The organism is Castellaniella sp. WN (genome assembly GCF_054457555.1).
Window position 1 is genome coordinate 1,458,780 of sequence record NZ_JBTKZC010000001.1, and the last position, 19,653, is coordinate 1,478,432.

General features: G+C 64.5%; 14 protein-coding genes, 1 other RNA gene and 4 pseudogenes. 8 read left to right on the plus strand and 11 right to left on the minus strand.

The features are described from left to right. Window positions 1–2: 2 nt before the first annotated feature. Window positions 3–434, plus strand: a pseudogene (locus ACTPOE_RS06815) (DDE-type integrase/transposase/recombinase); the annotation flags it as partial. Window positions 435–493: 59 nt separating this feature from the next. Then, window positions 494–1,597, plus strand: coding sequence for a TniQ family protein (locus tag ACTPOE_RS06820; RefSeq protein WP_458871447.1), 1,104 nt, complete (start codon window positions 494–496; stop codon window positions 1,595–1,597). 225 nt (window positions 1,598–1,822) lie between these two features. Here the strand turns inward: ACTPOE_RS06820 and ssrA are convergent. Beyond that, window positions 1,823–2,187, minus strand: a transfer-messenger RNA (tmRNA) gene (gene ssrA, locus ACTPOE_RS06825). A 113-nt stretch (window positions 2,188–2,300) separates the two neighbouring features. Between ssrA and ACTPOE_RS06830 the strand changes: the two genes are divergently transcribed. The 3 genes from ACTPOE_RS06830 (at window position 2,301) to ACTPOE_RS06840 (ending at window position 4,432) form a co-directional block, all read left to right on the plus strand. Further along, window positions 2,301–3,167, plus strand: coding sequence for a M90 family metallopeptidase (locus ACTPOE_RS06830; protein ID WP_458871449.1), 867 nt, complete (start codon window positions 2,301–2,303; stop codon window positions 3,165–3,167). A 69-nt stretch (window positions 3,168–3,236) separates the two neighbouring features. Further along, entirely contained in the window at window positions 3,237–3,908 is a 672-nt protein-coding gene (locus ACTPOE_RS06835) for a dienelactone hydrolase family protein (RefSeq protein WP_458871451.1), read from the plus strand. A 200-nt stretch (window positions 3,909–4,108) separates the two neighbouring features. Next, window positions 4,109–4,432 (plus strand): hypothetical protein, encoded by a 324-nt coding sequence (locus ACTPOE_RS06840; protein WP_458871453.1) that lies wholly within the window; start codon window positions 4,109–4,111, stop codon window positions 4,430–4,432. A 29-nt stretch (window positions 4,433–4,461) separates the two neighbouring features. Here the strand turns inward: ACTPOE_RS06840 and ACTPOE_RS06845 are convergent, their stop codons facing one another. Then, a complete protein-coding gene (locus tag ACTPOE_RS06845; RefSeq protein ID WP_458871455.1) occupies window positions 4,462–5,325 on the minus strand; it encodes a pirin family protein in 864 nt (287 codons plus the stop codon). Between the two features lie 64 nt (window positions 5,326–5,389). Next, entirely contained in the window at window positions 5,390–6,376 is a 987-nt protein-coding gene (gene lipA / locus ACTPOE_RS06850) for a lipoyl synthase (RefSeq protein WP_458871457.1), read from the minus strand. A 183-nt stretch (window positions 6,377–6,559) separates the two neighbouring features. Here lipA and ACTPOE_RS06855 point away from each other — a divergent pair, with 183 nt between their 5' ends. Beyond that, window positions 6,560–8,140 carry a glycosyltransferase family 39 protein gene (locus tag ACTPOE_RS06855; protein ID WP_458871459.1) on the plus strand — a complete coding sequence of 527 codons (1,581 nt, stop codon included), beginning with the start codon at window positions 6,560–6,562 and terminating at the stop codon, window positions 8,138–8,140. 12 nt (window positions 8,141–8,152) lie between these two features. Here the strand turns inward: ACTPOE_RS06855 and ACTPOE_RS06860 are convergent, their stop codons facing one another. The 3 genes from ACTPOE_RS06860 to ACTPOE_RS06870 form a co-directional block, all read right to left on the minus strand. Further along, complete coding sequence (locus tag ACTPOE_RS06860; protein ID WP_458871460.1) at window positions 8,153–10,303, minus strand: putative bifunctional diguanylate cyclase/phosphodiesterase; 2,151 nt, start codon at window positions 10,301–10,303, stop codon at window positions 8,153–8,155. A gap of 206 nt (window positions 10,304–10,509) precedes the next feature. Beyond that, window positions 10,510–11,157 carry a GTP cyclohydrolase II gene (gene ribA, locus ACTPOE_RS06865; protein ID WP_458871461.1) on the minus strand — a complete coding sequence of 216 codons (648 nt, stop codon included), beginning with the start codon at window positions 11,155–11,157 and terminating at the stop codon, window positions 10,510–10,512. A 31-nt stretch (window positions 11,158–11,188) separates the two neighbouring features. Continuing rightward, the gene (locus ACTPOE_RS06870; RefSeq protein ID WP_458871463.1) at window positions 11,189–11,443 is read right to left on the minus strand and encodes a helix-turn-helix domain-containing protein; all 255 of its coding nucleotides are present in this window, start codon (window positions 11,441–11,443) and stop codon (window positions 11,189–11,191) included. A 72-nt stretch (window positions 11,444–11,515) separates the two neighbouring features. On the opposite strand from ACTPOE_RS06870, the pseudogene ACTPOE_RS06875 reads away from it, so the two are divergent. Then, window positions 11,516–12,310: pseudogene (locus ACTPOE_RS06875) on the plus strand (IS630 family transposase); the annotation flags it as partial. Between the two features lie 40 nt (window positions 12,311–12,350). Here ACTPOE_RS06875 and ACTPOE_RS06880 read toward each other — a convergent pair. Further along, a pseudogene (locus tag ACTPOE_RS06880) lies at window positions 12,351–13,909 on the minus strand (IS3 family transposase). Window positions 13,910–13,954: 45 nt separating this feature from the next. Here ACTPOE_RS06880 and ACTPOE_RS06885 point away from each other — a divergent pair. Continuing rightward, a pseudogene (locus tag ACTPOE_RS06885) lies at window positions 13,955–14,200 on the plus strand (transposase); the annotation flags it as partial. Window positions 14,201–14,548: 348 nt separating this feature from the next. On the opposite strand, the gene ACTPOE_RS06890 reads toward ACTPOE_RS06885, so the two are convergent. The 4 genes from ACTPOE_RS06890 to ACTPOE_RS06905 all read right to left on the minus strand — a co-directional run bounded on the left by ACTPOE_RS06890 (window position 14,549) and on the right by ACTPOE_RS06905 (window position 19,421). Next, window positions 14,549–15,253, minus strand: a complete 705-nt coding sequence (locus ACTPOE_RS06890) for an ABC transporter ATP-binding protein (RefSeq protein ID WP_458871464.1) — start codon at window positions 15,251–15,253, stop codon at window positions 14,549–14,551. Then, on the minus strand, window positions 15,240–17,123 hold the full coding sequence (locus ACTPOE_RS06895) for a branched-chain amino acid ABC transporter ATP-binding protein/permease (protein WP_458871466.1): 1,884 nt from the start codon (window positions 17,121–17,123) through the stop codon (window positions 15,240–15,242). The genes ACTPOE_RS06890 and ACTPOE_RS06895 overlap by 14 nt, the downstream gene beginning before the upstream one ends. Continuing rightward, window positions 17,120–17,986 (minus strand): branched-chain amino acid ABC transporter permease, encoded by an 867-nt coding sequence (locus tag ACTPOE_RS06900; RefSeq protein WP_458871467.1) that lies wholly within the window; start codon window positions 17,984–17,986, stop codon window positions 17,120–17,122. The genes ACTPOE_RS06895 and ACTPOE_RS06900 overlap by 4 nt, the downstream gene beginning before the upstream one ends. Window positions 17,987–18,059: 73 nt before the next feature. Beyond that, complete coding sequence (locus tag ACTPOE_RS06905) at window positions 18,060–19,421, minus strand: substrate-binding protein (protein ID WP_458871469.1); 1,362 nt, start codon at window positions 19,419–19,421, stop codon at window positions 18,060–18,062. Window positions 19,422–19,653 lie beyond the last annotated feature (232 nt).

Below are 19,653 nucleotides of genomic sequence, written 5' to 3' on the forward strand. Positions count from 1 at the left end.
CCGTGGGCTGGCGCACGAGCTCGCGGATGACCACAGACTTCGTGCTCGATGCCCTGGAGCAGGCGCTCTACGACCGGCACCCCGATCCGGCCGCAGGCCTTGTCCATCATTCGGATCGCGGTTCGCAGTACGTGTCGATCCGTTATTCCGAACGGCTGGGCGAGGCGGGTATCAGCCCTTCGGTGGGGGCCACGGGCGACGCCTATGACAACGCCCTGGCCGAGACCATCAACGGCCTGTACAAGGCAGAACTGATTCATCAGCGTGGCCCCTGGAAGACCAAGGCTGCCGTGGAATTAGCCACCTTGGAATGGGTGGCCTGGTTCAATCATCAGCGGCTGCTGGAATCGATTGGCGACATCCCCCCCGCCGAGGCCGAACAACGGTACTATCAAGTGCTTGCAACACCCGCTGCTGAGGCGGTTTTACTTTAACCAAACAGCCTCCGCGATTCCCGGGGTGATTCAGCATTGGCGAGAGCGCACTCGACTGGGTGGGGGCACTTGCGGCACTCACGGGCGTTGCCACGCTGAGTCAACTCACGCTACTGCCACTCCACGGTTGCATCGCCCCCAAAGGACTCATGGCCACCCAGGCGCGCTGGTGCCCACACTGCCTTGCCGAGGACCTAGCCGAAGGCAGACAACCATACTTCCGGCTCGCCTGGGACATCGGCTCGAACAAGGTCTGCGCCCGACACGCCACAGGCCTTATTGCCTGCTGCCCACACTGCCATGCGTCCAATGTGCGGCACAGTGCGACCTTCGTGGTTCCAGGCTGGTGCACTGCCTGCGGGCACTTTTTAGGTGCCTCTGAATTAGACAAATCGGATGCATCACCAGATGAGAAGCACGCTCTGGAAACGGAACAGGCGATGCGCATCGGCCAACTCCTCGCCTGCACGTCACAACCACCGGAAGCCGAGGATGTATTCATCGCGGACAGCAACAAGATTCACCAGGCGATTGAGCAACTCATCAGGGAGATGGATGGCGGTGTGGCCGCCCACTTCGCCAAGCGCCTAGGCGTACCCAAATCCACTGTGCACTATTGGCGCACCAAACACACACCCCTCACCATGGATGCCCTGGTGCGAATTTCACTGCACTGCAACGTTTCCATGCCTGCGCTGATAGACGGTGAATTGGAAAACTGGAACCCGCCTCCCATCGCTCGGCAACTGGCATTTCGCCTGCAATATCCGCCTACCACCCGGTGCCGTCCCCAGAGACAGCATGATTGGCCGACCATCCGCCAGCAGTTGCAAGCCGAACTCATGTGTCCCGAGCCACGAAGCGTTGCAGAAACTGCCAAAGCGCTGGATATCGACGTGCGGCATCTTTACATCCAGGCGACCGATCAAGCCCGCCGTCTCGGTGAGCGTTATGTGCAGCACCTTCGAATGCGCGCTTTATCGGCTCAGGCGGCACTGCACGAACTACGAGGCGCCTGCCACGCGCTACACACCAATGGCCAAGGGATAACTCCCGAAGAGGTCGAACGCATGGTCGGGGCCAGGACCATCAACTCAACCCGCAATCTGTACTCGGTGCTATCTGATCTTGCCGGGCAGGCAGCAAACGACGAATCCATGTAGCCGCGTTCGCCCCGGCTGACGACCAGCCGCCCACCACATTTACACCCAAAAAAAGAGGGTGCCTCCGATTGGAAGGCGCCCTCTTTGCATGAAATACCCTGCATTCCATACCACATTTTTTGAATAAACCAAAATGTGGCACTTCGTGAAATAAAGCATAAGCTGGCAATAGTGCCAACTTATGCCTAACTCCACAATGCCAGTGGACTGTCCTGGCCGGTGTTCTGGTGGAGCCGGGGGGAATTGAACCCCCGTCCGCAAGCCCTCCGCAAGTAGCTCTACATACTTAGTCGGCCTATTTTGAGTTTTAACCTTGGATCATGCCGGACGACAGGCCCTTCCTCGGCGATTCGCACTGATTTAAGATCCGACCCAGCGACCTGATCGAACCCGATTCCCTGTAGATGACGCTGCTGTGGGTTTGACCCCACCCGACCCAGGGACCAGTCGGTGCAGCGGCTCACCGCTTAAGCGGCCAGAGCGAAACGCTCGTCGTTGGCGTTTGTAGTTTTCCAGTGGATTTACGAGCGTACTGGTGCTCGGTATGCACTATCCTGTTTTGCGACCCACGTCGAAGCCAAATCGGCCCCAGGACTTCCTATTGTACCGGCATTTTTCGGATAATGAAATTACAATCGGGGGCCATGAGGACGTTTTGCGACACTTCCCCCGCCCCGCCGGCCCCCCCATCCAGGACCCCGCCATGCTGCGCTGGCTGATGGGGCGCGATGCCCGCGAGCGGGAACTGGACCAGACCATGGAATCGCTGGACGCGCGCGTCTGGCCGCCTCTGCTGGCGCGGCATGCGTTCCTGCTCGGCCTGGACGCGCAAGAAACCGAGACGCTGCGCCGGCACACGGCCTGGATCCTGGCGAACAAGTCCTTCCATGGCGCCCACGGCCTTCGGGTGACACCGGACATGCGCCGCTCGATCGCGGTCCAGGCCGCTCTGCCGGTCCTGGGACTGGATACCTCGCTATACCGCGGCTGGACACAGATCGTGGTCTATCCGGGCGGCTTCCTGGTGCGGCGCGCCGAGACCGACGAGGCGGGCGTGGTCCACGAATACGAGCAGGAAACAGCCGGGGAATCCTGGGAAGGCGGCCCGGTGATCCTGTCCTGGGAAGACGCGCGCGCCGGGACGGACACACAGACGAACGTGGTGATTCACGAGTTTGCCCACAAACTCGATCAGCGTGGTGGAGGCGCGGACGGCATGCCGGGATTGCGCGCGCACAGTGACCTGGACCCGCGACGCTGGCGCGAGGTGCTGGATCGGACCTTCGACGATTTCAACGACTGGCTGGACGAGGTTGAATCGCTCATCCCGCCCGACGTGGATCCGGAATCCGACGAGGCCGCCGGCTGGTACGCGGAGCTGCCGCTGGACCCCTACGCGGCGCAGGATCCGGCGGAATTCTTCGCGGTCAGCTCGGAAAGCTTCTTCATCGAACCCTGGGCCATGGCGGCGGCCTGGCCGGACTGGTACGAACTGCTGGTGCGGTATTATCGGCAGGATCCCCTGCGGCGTCTGGAAGGCGCCGGCATGCGGCGCCCCGCCCGCCCCTGAAGCCGGTCCGGCGGACCCGGGACGGAACGAGCCCCCGCCGGGGCGCTCCCTCATCGGAAGGAACCGAACATGGACATCACCCTCACGGCCGCCGACGGCCATTCGCTCACCGCCCATCTGTGCGGACCTGAAGACGCCCGGACGGGCATCGTCGTGCTGCCGGAAATCTTCGGCATCAACGCGCACATCCGCCAAATGGCGGACCGTTTCGCGGCGCAGGGCTACCGGGCGATCTGCCCGTCCCTGTTCGACCGGGCGACGGGCAGCGAAACCGGCCTGCAGCTGGACTACGACGATGCGGGCCGGGACCGCGGCCTGGCCCTGCGCAAGACGATACGCGACGAGGACGCCCTGCTGGACATCGAGGCGGCGGCCGCCGCGCTGCGGGGCCAGGCGGTGCGCCTGGTGACCGGTTACTGCTGGGGCGGCTATCTGTCCTGGCGCGCCGCCTGCCTGAGCGACGCCTTCGCCGCCGCGTCCTGCTGGTACGGCGGGGGAATCGTGCGCCACGCCCACGACACGCCCCGCATTCCGGTGCAGATGCACTTCGGGGGAAAGGACGGCTCGATTCCGATGCCGGACGTGGAGACGATCCGGGCGGCTCAGCCCGGCCTGCCGATCCACGTCTATCCGGAAGCCGGCCACGCGTTCGGGCGCGAAGGCACGGCGGCCCACCACCCGGCCTCGGCGGCGCTGGCCTGGGAACGGACGCTGGCGTTCTTCGCCGGCCATGCTGCGTAGTCCGGCGGCATGGAACGGGCCGGGCGCCCTCGCCCCGAACCCCGGGCCGGGCGCCCTTGCGCAACAAACGTGAACAGTTGTTCCCGACGCGCGGCAAAGCCGCGCGTCCGTAGCCTTTTGAATCGACTGTCCGCGATGCGTTCACAATCCCGCCGCCCGGACGGGCCACAATGGGGCCACCCGATCCGCAGGACAATCACATGAAGAAAAGCATCGTTGCGGCAGTTCTGATCACCGGCGCGCTGATGGCGGGCCCGGCCGCCCACGCGGGCGACGTGGACGTCGGCATCTCCATCGGCATCCCCGGCTTCATCTGGGGCGGCCCGGCGTACTATCCGCCTCCGCCACCGCGCTACTACCATCGCCCGCGCGTGGTCGTGGTGCCCGAACGCGTCTACGTACCCGGCCCCGGCTACCGCCAGGGCTGGATGGATCGCGGCCATTACGATCGCCATCAGCGCAAGTACTGGAAGGAAGGCTGGAGGCATGACCGGGGCCACCGAGGCCGCGGCTGGGACGACTGAATCCCTCCCGGGCGCCGCCCCGGGGCGGATCACCGCGCCAGCACGCCGCCCCGGTAATCGCGCAGGGCCTGCTCGATCTCTTCGGGCGTATTCATGACGAAAGGGCCGTACTGGACGACGGGTTCGTTCAGTGGCTTGCCGGCCAGCAGCAGGATCCGCACGCCATCGATGCAGCCCGGCGCCGCGGCGATGCGCAGGGTGTCGCCCTGCGCGCCGAACCAGACGGTGTTCCCCGGCTCGACCGGATGGCCATCGGCGTCCAGCCGGCCTTCGAACACGTAAGCCAGGGCCTGGTGGGTCGCCGGGACGGGGATGTCCACGGACTGGTCCGTCATGACACGGACGTCGGCGATCAGCGGCTGAGTGGCGGGATTCGCCTGGCCCGGCCCCCGCAGCGGGCAGGTCGCCCAGGGGATGGTGCCGGCGATCAGCTTGATGAAGCCGCCCTCGGGCAGTTCGGCCACCGCGAGTGAATCGGCCGGAATATCGCGATAGTGCGCGGGCTGCATCTTGTCCGCGGCCGGCAGGTTCAGCCAGATCTGGAAGCCGCGCAGCAGACCGTTTTCCTGCTGGGGCATTTCCTCATGGATGATGCCGCGCCCGGCGGTCATCCATTGCACGCCACCGGCCTTCAGGTCGCCCTCGTTGCCCAGATGATCGCGATGACGCATGTGGCCGTCGACGATGTAGGTCACGGTCTCGAAACCGCGATGCGGATGCGGCGGAAAACCGGCGGCGTAGTCGTCCGGATCATCGGACGAAAATGCATCCAGCATCAAGAAGGGATCCATGCGGAACTGCTGCTGGTGTCCCAGAGCGCGCAGCAGGCGCACGCCGGCGCCGTCCTCGGCGGGGTGGGCGGGCAGGATGCGGATGACGGTTCGATGTGTCACGATCGGCTCCTTCGGAGGAACGGCCGGGGCCGGGGGCCGATGGCCCCCGCCGCGAACCTGCGGATCAGAGCCCGACGTTGTCCTTTTCCAGGACCTGCTCGGCGCGGTAGCTGGACCGCACCAGGGCGCCGGACACGACCTCGCGGAAGCCCTTGGACAGGCCCAGGTCGCGGTAGGCGCGGAATTCATCGGGCGTGACGAAGCGGCGCACCGGCAAGTGGTTGGCCGTGGGCCGCATGTACTGTCCGAAGGTCAGGATGTCGACGTTGGCGGCGCGAATGTCGTCCATCGCCTGCTCGATTTCCTCGTCGGTCTCGCCCAGGCCCAGCATGATGCTGGTCTTGGTCAGGGTGTGCGGCGCGTAGGCCTTGGCGTGAGCCAGCACGTCCAGGGTCTGGTGGTAGCCGGCGCGCGCGTCGCGCACGACGTGGGTCAGGCGTTCCACGGTTTCGACGTTCTGGGCGAAGGTGGTCAGTCCGGCGTCCAGGATCTTTTCCACGCAGCCGTGGTCGCCCTGGAAGTCGGGGGTCAGGGCTTCGATCGCGGTTTTCGGCGAACGTTCGTGGATGGCGCGGATACAGGCGGCGTAGTGCCCCGCCCCGCCATCGATCAGGTCATCCCGGTCGACCGAGGTGAGCACCACGTATTTCAACCGCATCAACGCCACCGCGTCGGCGACGCTCTCCGGCTCGCCATGATCCAGCCAGCCGTGGGGGTTGCCGGTGCTGACGGCGCAGAACTTGCAGGCCCGCGTACAGACCGAGCCCATCAGCATCAGGGTCGCCGTGCCCCGCCCCCAGCATTCGGCGATGTTGGGGCACTTGGATTCGGCGCAGACGGTGTTCAGCTTGTGCGTCTCGACGATCTCCCGGACTTCCTGGTAGTGCGCCCCCGACGGGACGCGCACCCGCAGCCAGGACGGTTTGGGCGCGGAATCTGGGATTTCGGCGAGCTCGCTGGGCCGCATGCCGTCCTTGACGGCCTTGGTGCCCTGAGGACTGATGAATTTGGACCCCGAACGGGCGCGGATGATGGGGACTTCGGTCGTCATGGGAAACCTGCGGGAAATAGTCGGAATCAGGCGGCCGTCACCCCTGGCGGGCACCTGTGCGGATAGTACCATGCGCCCCTCCGCGCGGACTGCCGCGTCCGACCCGGCGATGCGGCTATAGGGCTCATTTCAGGCCGTTTCGAACTGTTTCGCAACACTCCCCGGCCCGGTATACTCCCCGCCATGCCGACAGCCTCCCCCCCGAAGATCCCCCTGCTCGCCCGCCCGCCAGGCACCGCCCTGGTGCTGCTGTGCCTGCTGGGCATGGTCGCGCTATGGACAGTGCTGTGCGCCCTCAGCCACTCGGCACCCGACCTGGACGGCATGGAGGAACTCGTCTGGGCGGCCAGCCTGGAACTGGGCTACATCAAGCATCCGCCCCTGCCCTCATGGTTCATGTATTTGGCCACGGAACTGCTGGGCCGGCCCGTATGGCTGCCCTTCCTGATGGGTCAGATCTTCTCGGCACTGGGGCTATGGTTCGTGTGGAAACTGGGCCGCGACATCACCACACCCCACCGGGCGTTGATCGCTACCCTGCTGGTCTCGGCGACCGCCTATTTCTCGCTGCGCGGCACGATCTACAATCACAACACGGCGCAGCTCTGGTCGATCACCGCCTCGATCTGGCTGTTCCACCGGGCGCTGCGCGGCGGCCGGGCGCGCGACTGGGCGCTTCTGGGCGCGGTCTGCGGTCTGGCCATGCTGACCAAGTACAGTGCCCTCATCCAGTTCGCGGCCTTTTCCCTGTACATGCTGCGCGGCGGCGCCCTGGGCCGCCCGGACACCTGGCGCGGCATCGCCATCGCCACGCTGACCTTCCTGATCGTGCTGAGCCCGCACCTGTGGTGGCTGGACCAGCACCAGTTCGAACCACTGCGCTACGCCGATGCCTCGTTGCAGGCGGGCGGGAGGCTGGTCGCCCTGAAGGAACTGCTGGATTTCACCCTGGATCAGGCGGGACGGCTGGCGCCCATGGCGCTGGTGCTGGCCGCCTGGGCGCTATGGCGCAAGCGCCGGGGCGACCGCGCCCCGGGCCATGCGGCCAACGACGAATGCTTCGTGGGGGCGGACTCCGCTCCACGCTATTGGCACGACCTGGCCGCCGAAGACCGGCAGTTTCTGCTGTGGGTCGGCCTGGCGCCCTTTTTCAGCACGATGCTGGTCTCGGTGGCGCTGGGCTCTCGGCTGGAGGCCTCCTGGGCCAGCACGTTCTTCGTACTGTTCGGCTTCTACGGGCTGGGCTGGCTGCGCGGCCCCGAGACGGTACAGCTGCGCCGCATCCTGATCCTGACGGCGGCGCTGCACGTGCTGATGGCCGCCGGCTACGCCGCCGCCCGGGGGCCGATCGCCCAGTGGACGGGCCACGCCGCCCGCTCCACCTATCCCGGGCCGGAACTGGCGGCGCACGCGCTGCGGCACTGGCGCGATCACCAGCCGGGACGGCCCCTGCGCGTGGTGGTCTCGAACACCTGGCTGGGCGGCAACATCGCCGTGCACGTCGGCCCCGAGACCCGGGTCTGGATCGACGCCAGCGACGAACAATCCCCCTGGTTCGCCCCGGGGACAGCCCTGCGCTGCGGCGCGCTGGTCGCCTACAGCGAACGAGGGCGTGCCGCGCCGGCTCCCGCCGTGCGGACACTGGTCGACGCGGCGCCCTGGAAAGGCGTGGACGAGGTGCGCTGGTCCGGCCCCAGGGGACCGGTGATCGACCTGCACTGGGCCGTGCTGCCCGCCACCCCCGACTGCCTGAAAGGCGATTGAAGCCCGGAAAGTCTAAAGAACGGAGCACCCGCCCGGGCGCAGATCCGTGCCGTTGGCCAGCAGCGGCTCGAAATCGATGGGCGCCAGCGGCCGGGCGAACAGATAGCCCTGGCCGTAATCGCAGCCGGCCGCGGCCAGCAGTTCGTACTGTTCGCGCGATTCGATGCCTTCGGCCACCACGCGCAGGCCCAGCTTGTGCGCCAGCAGGATGACCGCCTCGCACAGGGCCAGATCGGGGCCGTCCGGGCTGAGATTGGCCACGAAGGACTGGTCGATCTTGAGGAAATCGATGTTGAACTTGCGCAGGTAGGACAGCGAGGAATAGCCGGTGCCGAAATCATCGAGCGCGACCTGCATGCCGGCGTCGCGGAAGGCATCCAGCTGGCGCTGGATGCGCTCGTCGCCGGAATCGATCAGCAGTCCTTCGGTGATCTCGACGATGACCTGGCGCGGCGACAGGCCCAGCGTATCCAGATGGCTGCGCCAGAACATGTGGTCCAGCCCCTCGTGGCGCAACTGGGCCGGGGAGATGTTGACGCTGACCTGCATGTCCAGCCCGTACTGGCGGCGCCATTCGGCGACCTGGCGGGTGGCCTCGCAGAACACCCAATCGCCGATGGAGCGGATGATGCCGGTTTCCTCGGCCAGGGGGATGAATTCGTTGGGCGACACCAGTCCCCGCACCGGATGGTGCCAGCGCAGCAAGGTCTCGGCCTTGGCGATGCGGCCGCTGGCCAGGTCGACGATGGGCTGGAAATCCAGCGAGAACTGGCTCTGGTCCAGCGCCAGGTGCAGGTCGTTGACCAGTCGCATCCGGGTCTGGGCCTGTTCCTGCATCGACAGCGTGAAATAGCAACTGCGGTTGCGGCCTTCGGCCTTGGCGGCGTACATGGCCTGGTCCGCGTTGTTCAGCAGAGATTCGGCGTCAGCGGCGTCGTCCGGATAGAAGGTGATGCCGATACTGGTGGAGATGAAGACAGTCTCGACCCCCAGGCGGAAGGGCTCGGCCAGCCGGCGCAGGATGTTGCGGGTCAGACGCTCGACGTCGCGCGGTTCGCGGATATCGTCCAGCAGGACTGTGAATTCGTCGCCGCCCAGCCGGGCCACGGTGTCGCTCTGGCGCACGCAGCCGCTGAGCCGCCGGGCGGCTTCCTTCAGCAGTTCGTCACCCATGGCGTGACCCAGGGTGTCGTTGATTTCCTTGAAGCGGTCCAGGTCCAGGAACAGCAGCCCGGTGCGGCTGCCGGTGCGCCGGGACTTGCGGATGCTCTGTTCCAGGCGGTCGTGGAACATCTGCCGGTTGGGCAGATCGGTCAAGCGGTCGAAATTGGCCTGCTTCCAGATGATGGCCTCGGCCTGCTTGATCTCGGCGATGTTGGAGAAGATCATCACCCGGCGATGGACCTCGCCGTCCGCGCCATAGGACGTATTGATGCTGAGCCACTCGGGATAGAGCTCGCCGTTGGCGTGCTGGCCCCAGTGTTCGCCCTGCCAACTGCCGGTCTCCATCACAGTGCGCCACATGGTCCGATAGAACTCGCGGTCGTGGCAGGGAGAATTCAGGCAACGGACGTGCCGGCCGATGACTTCGGATTCGGGCCTCCCCCGCAGTTTCACGAACGCCGGGTTGACGTCCAGGATGAAGCCTTTTGGATCCAGCACCAGCATGCCTTCGCTGGTGCTGCGATAGACCAGCGAGGCCAGTTCGGCCTGGCGGTCCGAGTCGGGCAGGCCCGCCCGGCGCGGGCGCATGACGTACAGATGGCTGTGGCCGGTGGGCGCCGGAATGTGCGTGGCGGCGCCCGCCAGCATCAATGGCTGGCGCTGGCGGTCCAGGCCCTGACCGCGCCACGGCAGAGTGTTGCGCGTGCCGGGCTGGCGCAGCCGCAGGTTGATTTCACCGACGTCGGGCAGCAGGGCCTCGATGCCCAGCCCGATGGCCGCACCCTTGCGGTAGCCGAACAGGCGCTCGGCGCTGCGGTTCATGTAGACGATGACGCCGTATGTGTCGGTCGCCAGGAAGGCGTCCTGGGAATAGTCCCCCAGCCGGATCAGGGCCAGGATATGGGAGCGGTCGGCGTGTTCGGACGGTAGCAATGCGGCGACGTCAGGACCGGGTTCCTGGATATAGAGGGGGACGGGTGGCTTGAGCAGGGGGAACATCACACGAGCGGGAGTGGATGTAGATCAGTCGTCACGATGAAGTCCGCTGAAAGAAACCTGCAACTTTTCGAATTTTAACACATCGGTAATCTTGGTCACCATCGGTATTATCCATGAGACCTGCCGCGCGCACGATCCGCTCCCTCCGCCCGATACGGTTTTACACGCAAGGGAGGCCGCCCCGGGTCAGGCCCGGCCGGCGGCGATCAGGGGGCTTCGCCGAAGTATTCCTTGAACCGGTGGCCCAGCTTGCGGGCCTTGGTGCGCAGGTATTGCTCATTGTAGGGATTGCGGTTGACCTGCAGCGGAATGCGCTCGGCGACCGTGATGCCCAGATCCGCCAGCACGCGCTCCTTGCGTGGATTGTTGGTCATCAGGCGCACGCCGCTGATGCCGAAATGATCCAGCATGGGCCGACACAGGTCGTAGCGGCGCATGTCGGCCGGGAAGCCCAGGCGCTCGTTGGCCTCGACCGTGTCGGCGCCCTCGTCCTGCAGCTGGTAGGCGCGGATCTTGTTCAGCAGCCCGATGCCGCGGCCTTCCTGGCGCAGGTACATGATCAATCCCCGCCCCTCTTCGGCGATGCGCTGCATCGCCGCCTCCAGCTGGGCGCCGCAATCGCAGCGCTGGCTGAACAGCGCGTCGCCCGTCAGGCATTCGGAATGGATGCGCGCCAGCACCGGCGCGTCCCCGAACGGCTCGCCCAGCGTCAGGGCCACGTGCTCCTTGCCCGTGGCGGGCTCGGCGAAGGCGTGGATCCGGAAGACGGCCCAGGGCGTGGGCAGCCGGCTGGAAGCGACATACTGCAGGCTGCCGCCGTCGGCGGCGGGCGCGGCACCGGAAGGGGTGGACATGGGGAAGACGTCGTGGAAGGAATGGAACGGGCTATAGAGTAACACCCCGGCCGCGCGCGGCGGCCCGGTACTGGCCCGGTGTGACGCCGGTGGCTCGCAGGAACGCGCGGCTGAGATGGCTGGCATTGCCGAAGCCGCAGGCCCATGCCACCCCGGACGGGTCTTCCCGGGAACGGGCCAGCAGCACGCGCGCATGCGCCAGCCGGCGCCCCAGCATCCAGGCATGGGGCGGCTCGCCAAACGAGACGCGGAACATGCGCACGAAATGGCGGGTGGACAGGGCCACGCCCGCTCCGGGTCTATAGATCAGGCCCATAAATAGATTGAAATTCTGTCGATCTGATGCGATGCTTTGCGGATGGAAAAAGATGATGCAAGAAAGCTCAGTCCGGCCGAGCAGCATGAGAGGCGTCGGCAGGTGATTCGTGCGTACAAACGCGGACGAAGCAAACCTCAGATCGCCGTTGACGTTGGGCTGAGTCACACGGCGGTGAGCAAGGTGATCGCACGCTATGAGGCGGGGGGGATGCTGTCGCTGGCACCCCGTCGGCGTGGCCGTCGCCGTGGCGAGGATCGCGCACTGACCGCCGAGCAGGAACAGACGGTGTGCCGCATCATCTGCGACAAACGCCCCGAGCAGCTGAAGATGGACTTTGCGCTGTGGAGCCGTGCGGCGGTTATGCAGCTGATCGAGCGCGAGTGTGGTGTGACGCTGCATGTGCGCTCGGTGGGCAAGTATCTGGCCCGCTGGGGCTTCACCCCGCAGAAGCCGATCAAGCGTGCTTACGAGCAATCGCCCGCCGCGGTGCAAACCTGGTTGGAGGACACGTATCCGGCCATCGCCGAACGTGCCAAGGCCGAGGGCGGCGAGGTCCACTGGGGTGACGAGACGGCGCTGGTGAACACCGACGTGCGCGGTCGCAGCTATGCGCCCAAGGGCAAGACTCCGGTGGCGATGGCCATTGGCGGGACGCGGCAGAAGCTGTCGATGATCGCCAGCGTCACCAACCAGGGCAAGGCACGCTGGATGATCATTGATGGCGCGTTCAATCACGAAAAGTTGATCGAGTTCTTCGAGTCGCTGGTCCAGGATGCCGGGCGCAAGGTGTTTCTGATCCTGGACAACCTGGGCGTGCATCACTGCAAGCCGGTGACGGTGATTGTCAACCTATCTGTCGCATTTTCTGAGTGACTCAAGCCGCCCGCTTGAGGTCTGAATTTCGCTTGGCACAGGACGCGTGACCCTTCTGCGGGTTGAGGAAGACCTCGTCGACTCTTGTCCAGTTGCGGGTCCTGCCGCTCCAGCGCTCCGGGTGCTTTTCGCGGGCCGCCCGATAGAGGGCATGGCGCCGTTCGAGCAGGCCGCGATCGCGCCCACAGTGACGCTGCTCAGGCGTCACGAAGCCGATAGCGCTGTGCCGGTGCTCGGTGTTGTACCAGCGCACGAACTCACCGACCCAGGCCCGGGCAGCCAGCAGACCGGTGAAGGGCTTGCGAGGGTAGCGGGGGCGGTACTTCAGAGTCCTGAACAAGGACTCTGAGTACGGGTTGTCATTGCTCACCGCTGGCCTGCTGAACGATGGCGCCACACCCAGCTCCCGTAGTGTCGCCAGCATGGTGGCGCCCTTCATCGGGGAGCCATTGTCGCTGTGTAACACCACCTGCCCTGGGAGGATGCCCTCGCGGCGGCAGATATCGCGCATCAGCTCACTGGCACGGGCGCTGTCCTCGGTGTCATAGACCTGCCAGCCCACGATGTGACGGCTGAACAGGTCAAGAAACAGGTACAGGTAGTAGTACTGGCCCCGCACGGTGGCGGGCAGATAGGTGATGTCCCAGCTGAAGAGCTGCCCTGGCGCAGTAGCCGTCAGCGCCCGAGGCCGATGCACCGGGCCAGGCGTGCGATCAGGCGTGCGATGCACCAGTTGCCCGGCGGTACGCATCAGCCTGTAGATCGTCGATTCACTGGCCAGATAGACCCCCGTATCCGCCAGGCGTGGCACGATCTGAGAAGCGGGCAGGTGGCCGTACTCGCTGCTGTTGACCACCCGCAGGATGCGATCACGCTCGGCATCGCTCAGGCGGTTGCAGGGCCGCTGTACCCGCGTGGGGCGCCCATCGCCTTGCTCCGGGGCCCGCCGCCAACGTTGCAGTGTGCGTGCGCTCAGATTGATTGCTTCACAGGCGCGTGCCTGTCGAGCACCAGCCGTGACCGCCTCAGTAATCAATGCCATGATCTGTCGGCGCTGTGTCAGTGAGGTCATTTGTCCTCGTCCTCCCACAGCGCCTGGTATTTTTTTTGCAGTACCAGCAGGGCTGCCGCCTCCGATAACGCCTTGTCCTTGCGGGCCAAATCACGGCGCACGCCAACCAGTTCCTCTTTGAGCCGACGCAGCTCCTGGATATCGGCTGCGGGCTTGTTCCCCGACTGTTCGAGCTCATGCTTCCAGGCCGTGAGCTGATGGGCGAAGATGCCCCGTTCCCGGCACCAGGCGTTGCGCGCCTCTTCGGCCAGAGAATGGGTCTCAAGCAGGGCCTGCAGCCGCTGTGCGGATGTCCACCGACTGGCGGGGGCCTCTTCTGAGGATTGCCTGCGCAAATGAGCCATCTTCGGATTGCGAATCCAGTTCTTCAGCGTATGGACCGACATGTTCAACTCCTGGGCCATGTCAGCCACCGTGCGCGTGCCGCGCTGCAGGGTCTTGCGGATCGCCTCCTCTTTGAAGGCCGTGCTGTAGGTCGTCAAATTCATCTAATCGTTCCAAATCCGATGCGACAACTAGTCTGACACAGGGGGGTGAAGGCGTGGTTGGCCGCACACTCCGATCAGATGGAAGTGTTCTATCTGCCCAGTTACAGCCCCGAACTCAATCCCGAAGAACGCTTGAATGCCGATCTCAAACACGTCATCGGGCGCAAGGTTCCGATACGCACGAAGGCCAAACTACGCGCCGCTGCAGAAGAGCACATGCAAGTCGTCGCCAGCGAGCCGGCACGTGTCAAAGCCTACTTCCAAGACTTCCACGTCAAATACGCTGCGTAAAACTGTTTGAGGGCCGGATCAATAGTGTCCTGTCTGGCTAATTCCGATCCTTGCCTTCGGCGCCCGGGCTGGCCATGCTGCGTTGCTTGTCCACCTCACCGCTTGCAAGCGGTTCGGATTCGTCAGGCACGGAGCAGTCCGCAGGGATTGCTCCGTGTCCAGACTCATCCTCGCGATAGCACCGGCCATCGATGCGGTTTGCGCCTTGCCTGACAAGCCCATGCATCCGAATTCAAGTGACCAAACTAACCAGACAGGACGCGCCCTGCCGGGCGCACCATGAAAAAACCCGGGGTCCGCGCAAGCGTGGAACCCGGGAATCGCCCGGCGGACCGGACACGGAACCGGTCAGGCCTTGACGCCGAGATAGCGTTCGATGATCTCCCCGTTTTCGTGCAGGTCCTTGGGCGTACCCTCGTACACCACATGGCCGTTGTTGACGATATAGGCGCGGTCGGCCAGCGACAGCGCGGCGCGCACGTTCTGTTCCACGATCACGATGGTCTGACCGGCGTCGGCCAGCTGGCGGCACACGGTGATCAGATCGCGCACGATCAGCGGGGCCAGGCCCTCGAAGGGCTCGTCCAGCAGGATGATGTCGGCGTTGCGGATCATGGCCCGCGCGATCGCCAGCATCTGCTGCTCGCCCCCGGAGAGCTGCTTGCCCCGGTTGCGCTTGCGCTCGGCCAGACGCGGGAAAGTCGCGTAGATCTCGTCCAGGGTCCGGGGCTTGGCCGCCGTCATGGCCGCCAACTGCAGGTTTTCCTGAACCGAGATCGAACCGAACACACGGCGCTCCTCGGGCACCAGCTGGATGCCCAGCGCCGCGCGGCCATAGGGCGGCAGATGCTGGATCTCCACGCCTCGGTGGCGGATCGCCCCGGACTTGACCTCGACCATGCCCATCAGGGACTTCATCGTGGTGCTCTTGCCGGCCCCGTTGCGCCCCAGCAGGGCCACGACCTCGTGCTCCTCGATCCGCATCGAGACGTCGAAGAGGATGTGCGAATCGCCGTAATAGCTGTTGATCCTGTCGACTTCAAGCAGACTCATCGTCCATCCCTCCAAGGTAGGCGGCCTGGACCGACGGGTCCTTGCGGATCTCGTCGGGCGTGCCTTCGGTCAGTTTGCGGCCTTCGTACAGGACCGTGATGCGTTCGGCCAGCTCGAACATGGCGTCCATGTCGTGTTCGACGATCACCATGCTGCGGCCCTGGCGGATCGACTTGAGCAGCCCCACCACCAGGACGCGCTCCTCGGGTCCGAGGCCGGCCAGCGGTTCGTCGAACAGCAGCACGTTGGCGCCCGTGGCCAGCGCCAGGCCGATCTCCAGGCGGCGCTTTTCGCCATAGGACATTTCCGAGACCCGCGTATCGGCATGGTGGCTGAGGTCCACCAGGGCGATGGCCGCATTGACCTGGGAATCCAGATGCTCGGAATGCAGGCTGCTCAGCAGATCGCTGCGATAGCGCCCGCGCAACCGCGCCAGCACCGGAATCATCATGTTCTGGCGCACGGTCAGGTGCTCGAAGAGCTGATTGATCTGATAGCTCTTGCTCATGCCCAACTGACAGACCGAGGTCACGCCGATACCGGTGATTTCCTGACCACGGAAGAAGACCTGGCCCGTGGTCGTCGGCAATTCACCCGCCAGCATCGCGAAGAAGGTGGATTTGCCGGCGCCGTTGGGGCCGATCACGCCATGCAGTTCGCCTTCGCGCAGGGTGAAGTCGATGTCGGAATTGGCCTTCAGGCCGCCGTAGTGCTTGCTGACGCCGCGCGCTTCCAGCACCGGTGCGCCGGACCGGGTCGTCGTCAGAGGCGGCACGATATCCAGCGCACTGGCCACTTTGCTGCTGGCGGCGGTATCGATGCCGGCGGGCAGCTTGCGCGTCCGTTGCCAGAGCTGGATGATGGCGCCCGCCACTCCATGGCGGAACACCGTCACCAGCACGACGAAGACCACCCCCAGGATCAGCTTCCAGTAGGGTCCCAGGCTGCCCACCTGCTGCAGGCCGTCGTACAGGTAGAGCCAGATGGTCGCGCCCAGCAGCGGCCCCAGCAGCGTGCCGGCCCCGCCCATCACGGTCTGGATCACCAGTTGCGCCGAGGTATCCAGCGAGAAGGCATCGGGTGGCATGTAGGACTGGAACAAGCCCAGCAAGCCGCCCGCCAGACCGCCGTATGCGGCCGCCACGACGAAGACCATGAGCTTGTACGACTGGATCGAATGGCCCAGCGCGGTCGCGCGCTTGGGATTGCCCTGGATGGCTTTGAGCACGGCGCCGAACGGCGAGCGCACGATGCGACGGGCGATGAGATAGCCGACGAAGAACACCAGCGCCACGAACCAGTACATGGGCCAGCCGCTGCCGATCTTGATATTGATGAAGCCCAACGCGATTTCAGGCGACGGCACACCCGCGATCCCGTTTTCGCCCCCGGTGTACTCCTTGAAGACCGAGTTTTCCATGAAGAAGAACATCTCGCCGAAGGCCAGCGTGCTCATGGCGAAGTAAATGCCTGTGCGCCGCAAGGTGAGATAACCGATGAGCAAGCCCATGACGGCGGCCGCGATCGTGCCGATGACCAGCGCCAGCAGCATATTGGGCACGACCCCGTCGGTCAGCAGATACGCCGTGACGAAGCCGCCCGTGCCAAAAAAAGCCGCCTGGCCGAAGGACAGCAGCCCGGTGTAGCCGAACAACAGATCGAAACCCAGGCCGAACAGGCCGAGGATCAGGATCCGGGTCAGCAAATCGGGGCTCATGCCGATGGCCGGCAAGATGAAGGGCGCCAGGATCAGGCCAAGTCCCACCCACATTTCGGGCAGTCGTCCACGCATGATCATGCCTCCCCCTCCCTGTTTGACGGACCGGGCCGAACCAGCGGTTTCGGCCGTCGTCGATTGCGATGAACTCATTCCCGACCCTCCTGACCCATGAGACCTTGCGGACGGAACACCAGCACCAGTGCCATGGCGACGAACAGCATCACATCGGAATACTGAGGATTCACCATGGCCGTGAGGCTGAGGATTTCTCCGGCGATGATGCCGCCCACGATGGCGCCCGGGAAAGATCCCACGCCGCCGATCACCACCACCACGAAGGATTCGACCAGGTAGCGAAAGCCCATATCAGGCGTCAGCGCCACGATGGGCGAATTGACCACCCCGGCAAACCCGGCCGCCATGGCGCCCAGGCCGAATACCACCAGAAAGGCCCGCTTGATGTTGATGCCCAGGGCATCGACCATCTGCGCGTCCTCGATGCCCGCGCGCACCACCAGACCCAGGCTGGTGCGGTACAGGATGAAATACAGCACCAGCAGGGTCACTGCCGCAATGGCGAGCGTTTCCAGCCGGTACATCGGATAAATGAGCGAACCGATTTTGGCGATCCCCATGCCCCATTCAGGCGGCGAGACCGACAAGCTGACGCCGCCGTAAATGCCGCGAACGATTTCGATCAGGATGATGCTCAGGCCGAACGTGACCAGGATCTGGTCTTCGGGCGGACGGCTGTAGAACTTGCGCATCAGGCCGCGTTCCATGACCAGACCGCAGGCCAGCGCCACGACGGCCCCGCCGGCCAGGGCCAGCGCGAACGACCCCGTCAGGCCGTAGACCGTATAGCCCGCATACCCCCCTACGACGAACAGAGCGCCGTGTGCGAAATTGATGACACCGAGCGTGCCGTAGATGATGGTCAGGCCGGTACTGATCAACGCCAACAACAAACCGGTCGTCAGCCCATTGAATAATTGTGAGAGAAACAATGACATGCTCGGGTGCCTCCTTCAAGTCCCGGACAGTGGCCGATCCCGGGGCCGCAAAACCCCGGGAGCAACGGATTGCTCAGATGTAATCACCCAATTTGCAACCCAGCACACCCAGATCCGGCACGACGTCCTTGCCCTCGACGATCTGGACGATTTCGTAGTAATCGTCCGGGTTTTTCATGTCGGCCTTTTTCTTGCCGCGCATGACCGGGAAGTTGACGATGCCCTGGTGATCCTCGGGACGAATCGAGAACGGCCCGGTGGCGAGATTCAGGACCGCGCCCGATTCCAGAGACTTGACGACGTCGGGCGGATACAGCCCCCCGGCGCGCTCGACGGCCGCCGCCCAGACCATCACGGCCAGATAGGCATAGAAAGACGAGTCGCGCGGCTTGCCCTTGAACTTCTTCTCATAGGCATCGACGAAGTGTTTGGCCTGGGGGTATTTGTCCTGCAGTGTCCACCAGAACCCCTGGGCCACGATGACGCCTTCCATCAGATCGGCGCCGACTTCTTCTTCGATGTAGGCCGAGCTGTAAGGCACGACGACTTTCATCTTGTCGAGCAGGCCGAACTGTTTGGCCTGCTTGATGGCATTGGCGGCATCCGCGCCATAGGCCACGCACACCAGCACGTCGGCATCGGTATTGGCGATGTTGATCAGATAGGAACTGTAGTCCTTGGCACCCAGCGGGTGGACCTGGTTGGTAACCGTCGTCCAGCCTTCTTTTTCGGTGAATTCCTTCATCGACTGCGTGGTGGTGTGGCCGTAGGTATAGTCGGGCGTCAGATAGGCGGCCTTGCGGTTCTTGCCGAGTTCCTTGGCGGCCACGGGGGCAACCGCCTTGCAGGCCATATAGGCGAAATAGCAGGGGCGGAAGCCATAGCGCTGGCAATCGACGCCGGTAGTTTCATTGGAACCGGAAATGGCCGTGAAATACGGCGTATGTTCGCGGTTGCAGACCTTTTCCAGAGCGATGGCCACCGCGCTGCTGGTGCTGCCGGAGATCATCATCGCCTTGTTATCGTGGATGAAACGCGTGGCCGACTGCACGCCGGTGTTGGGTTTCGTTTCGGCATCGGCCGATACGATTTTCAGCGGCTTGCCCAGCACCCCCTTCTTGAGGTCGGGAGAAATTTCCTTGAGGACGGGATCGCCATTGTTGATGTGCTCGACGGCCAGTTCGTAGCCGCGTTGCTGCGCGGCGCCTTGCGCCGAATACGGGCCGGTCAGGTCGACAGTCAGGCCCAGAACGATGGCATCGCCCTCCGAACCTGCGGGCCAGGCCCCCAGGGGCTTCTTGTCGTCGGCCAGCGCGACCCGGGCGGCGCCGGACATCAGCATGCCACCGGCAACCCCGGCGGCACCGGCCTTCAGCACCGAACGGCGCTTGACCCGCGTCTGCATGGCTTGTCCCAAAGTCTTGTTGTCTTTCATTGTCTCGTCTCCTGGTAAGTGGCCCCGGGCACCGGATGCGCCCGGCTGAAACACAATAATTCCAGCAAAAACCCCGCGATTTATTTTTATGTAAAACAGCTTTGTTTTTATCCTTGCAGGAAATCGCGGACTGGATTTTCCGAGGGCCGGATTTCTGCGCGATGCTATTAGTAAAATTTGAAACTTACGCAAAACTTACGCTGCCATGGAGCATGCGATTCCGGCTCGCAGC

Excerpts from the sequence above, each read along its gene's own strand:
- ACTPOE_RS06830 (WP_458871449.1), top strand. The coding sequence starts at position 2,301 with ATGCTGCGCTGGCTGATGGGGCGCGATGCCCGCGAGCGGGAACTGGAC.
- ACTPOE_RS06835 (WP_458871451.1), top strand. The coding sequence starts at position 3,237 with ATGGACATCACCCTCACGGCCGCCGACGGCCATTCGCTCACCGCCCAT.
- ribA (WP_458871461.1), bottom strand. The coding sequence starts at position 11,157 with ATGTCCACCCCTTCCGGTGCCGCGCCCGCCGCCGACGGCGGCAGCCTG.
- ACTPOE_RS06905 (WP_458871469.1), bottom strand. The coding sequence starts at position 19,421 with ATGAAAGACAACAAGACTTTGGGACAAGCCATGCAGACGCGGGTCAAG.
- ACTPOE_RS06890 (WP_458871464.1), bottom strand. The coding sequence starts at position 15,253 with ATGAGTCTGCTTGAAGTCGACAGGATCAACAGCTATTACGGCGATTCG.
- ACTPOE_RS06860 (WP_458871460.1), bottom strand. The coding sequence starts at position 10,303 with ATGTTCCCCCTGCTCAAGCCACCCGTCCCCCTCTATATCCAGGAACCC.
- lipA (WP_458871457.1), bottom strand. The coding sequence starts at position 6,376 with ATGACGACCGAAGTCCCCATCATCCGCGCCCGTTCGGGGTCCAAATTC.
- ACTPOE_RS06840 (WP_458871453.1), top strand. The coding sequence starts at position 4,109 with ATGAAGAAAAGCATCGTTGCGGCAGTTCTGATCACCGGCGCGCTGATG.
- ACTPOE_RS06900 (WP_458871467.1), bottom strand. The coding sequence starts at position 17,986 with ATGTCATTGTTTCTCTCACAATTATTCAATGGGCTGACGACCGGTTTG.
- ACTPOE_RS06855 (WP_458871459.1), top strand. The coding sequence starts at position 6,560 with ATGCCGACAGCCTCCCCCCCGAAGATCCCCCTGCTCGCCCGCCCGCCA.
- ACTPOE_RS06895 (WP_458871466.1), bottom strand. The coding sequence starts at position 17,123 with ATGAGTTCATCGCAATCGACGACGGCCGAAACCGCTGGTTCGGCCCGG.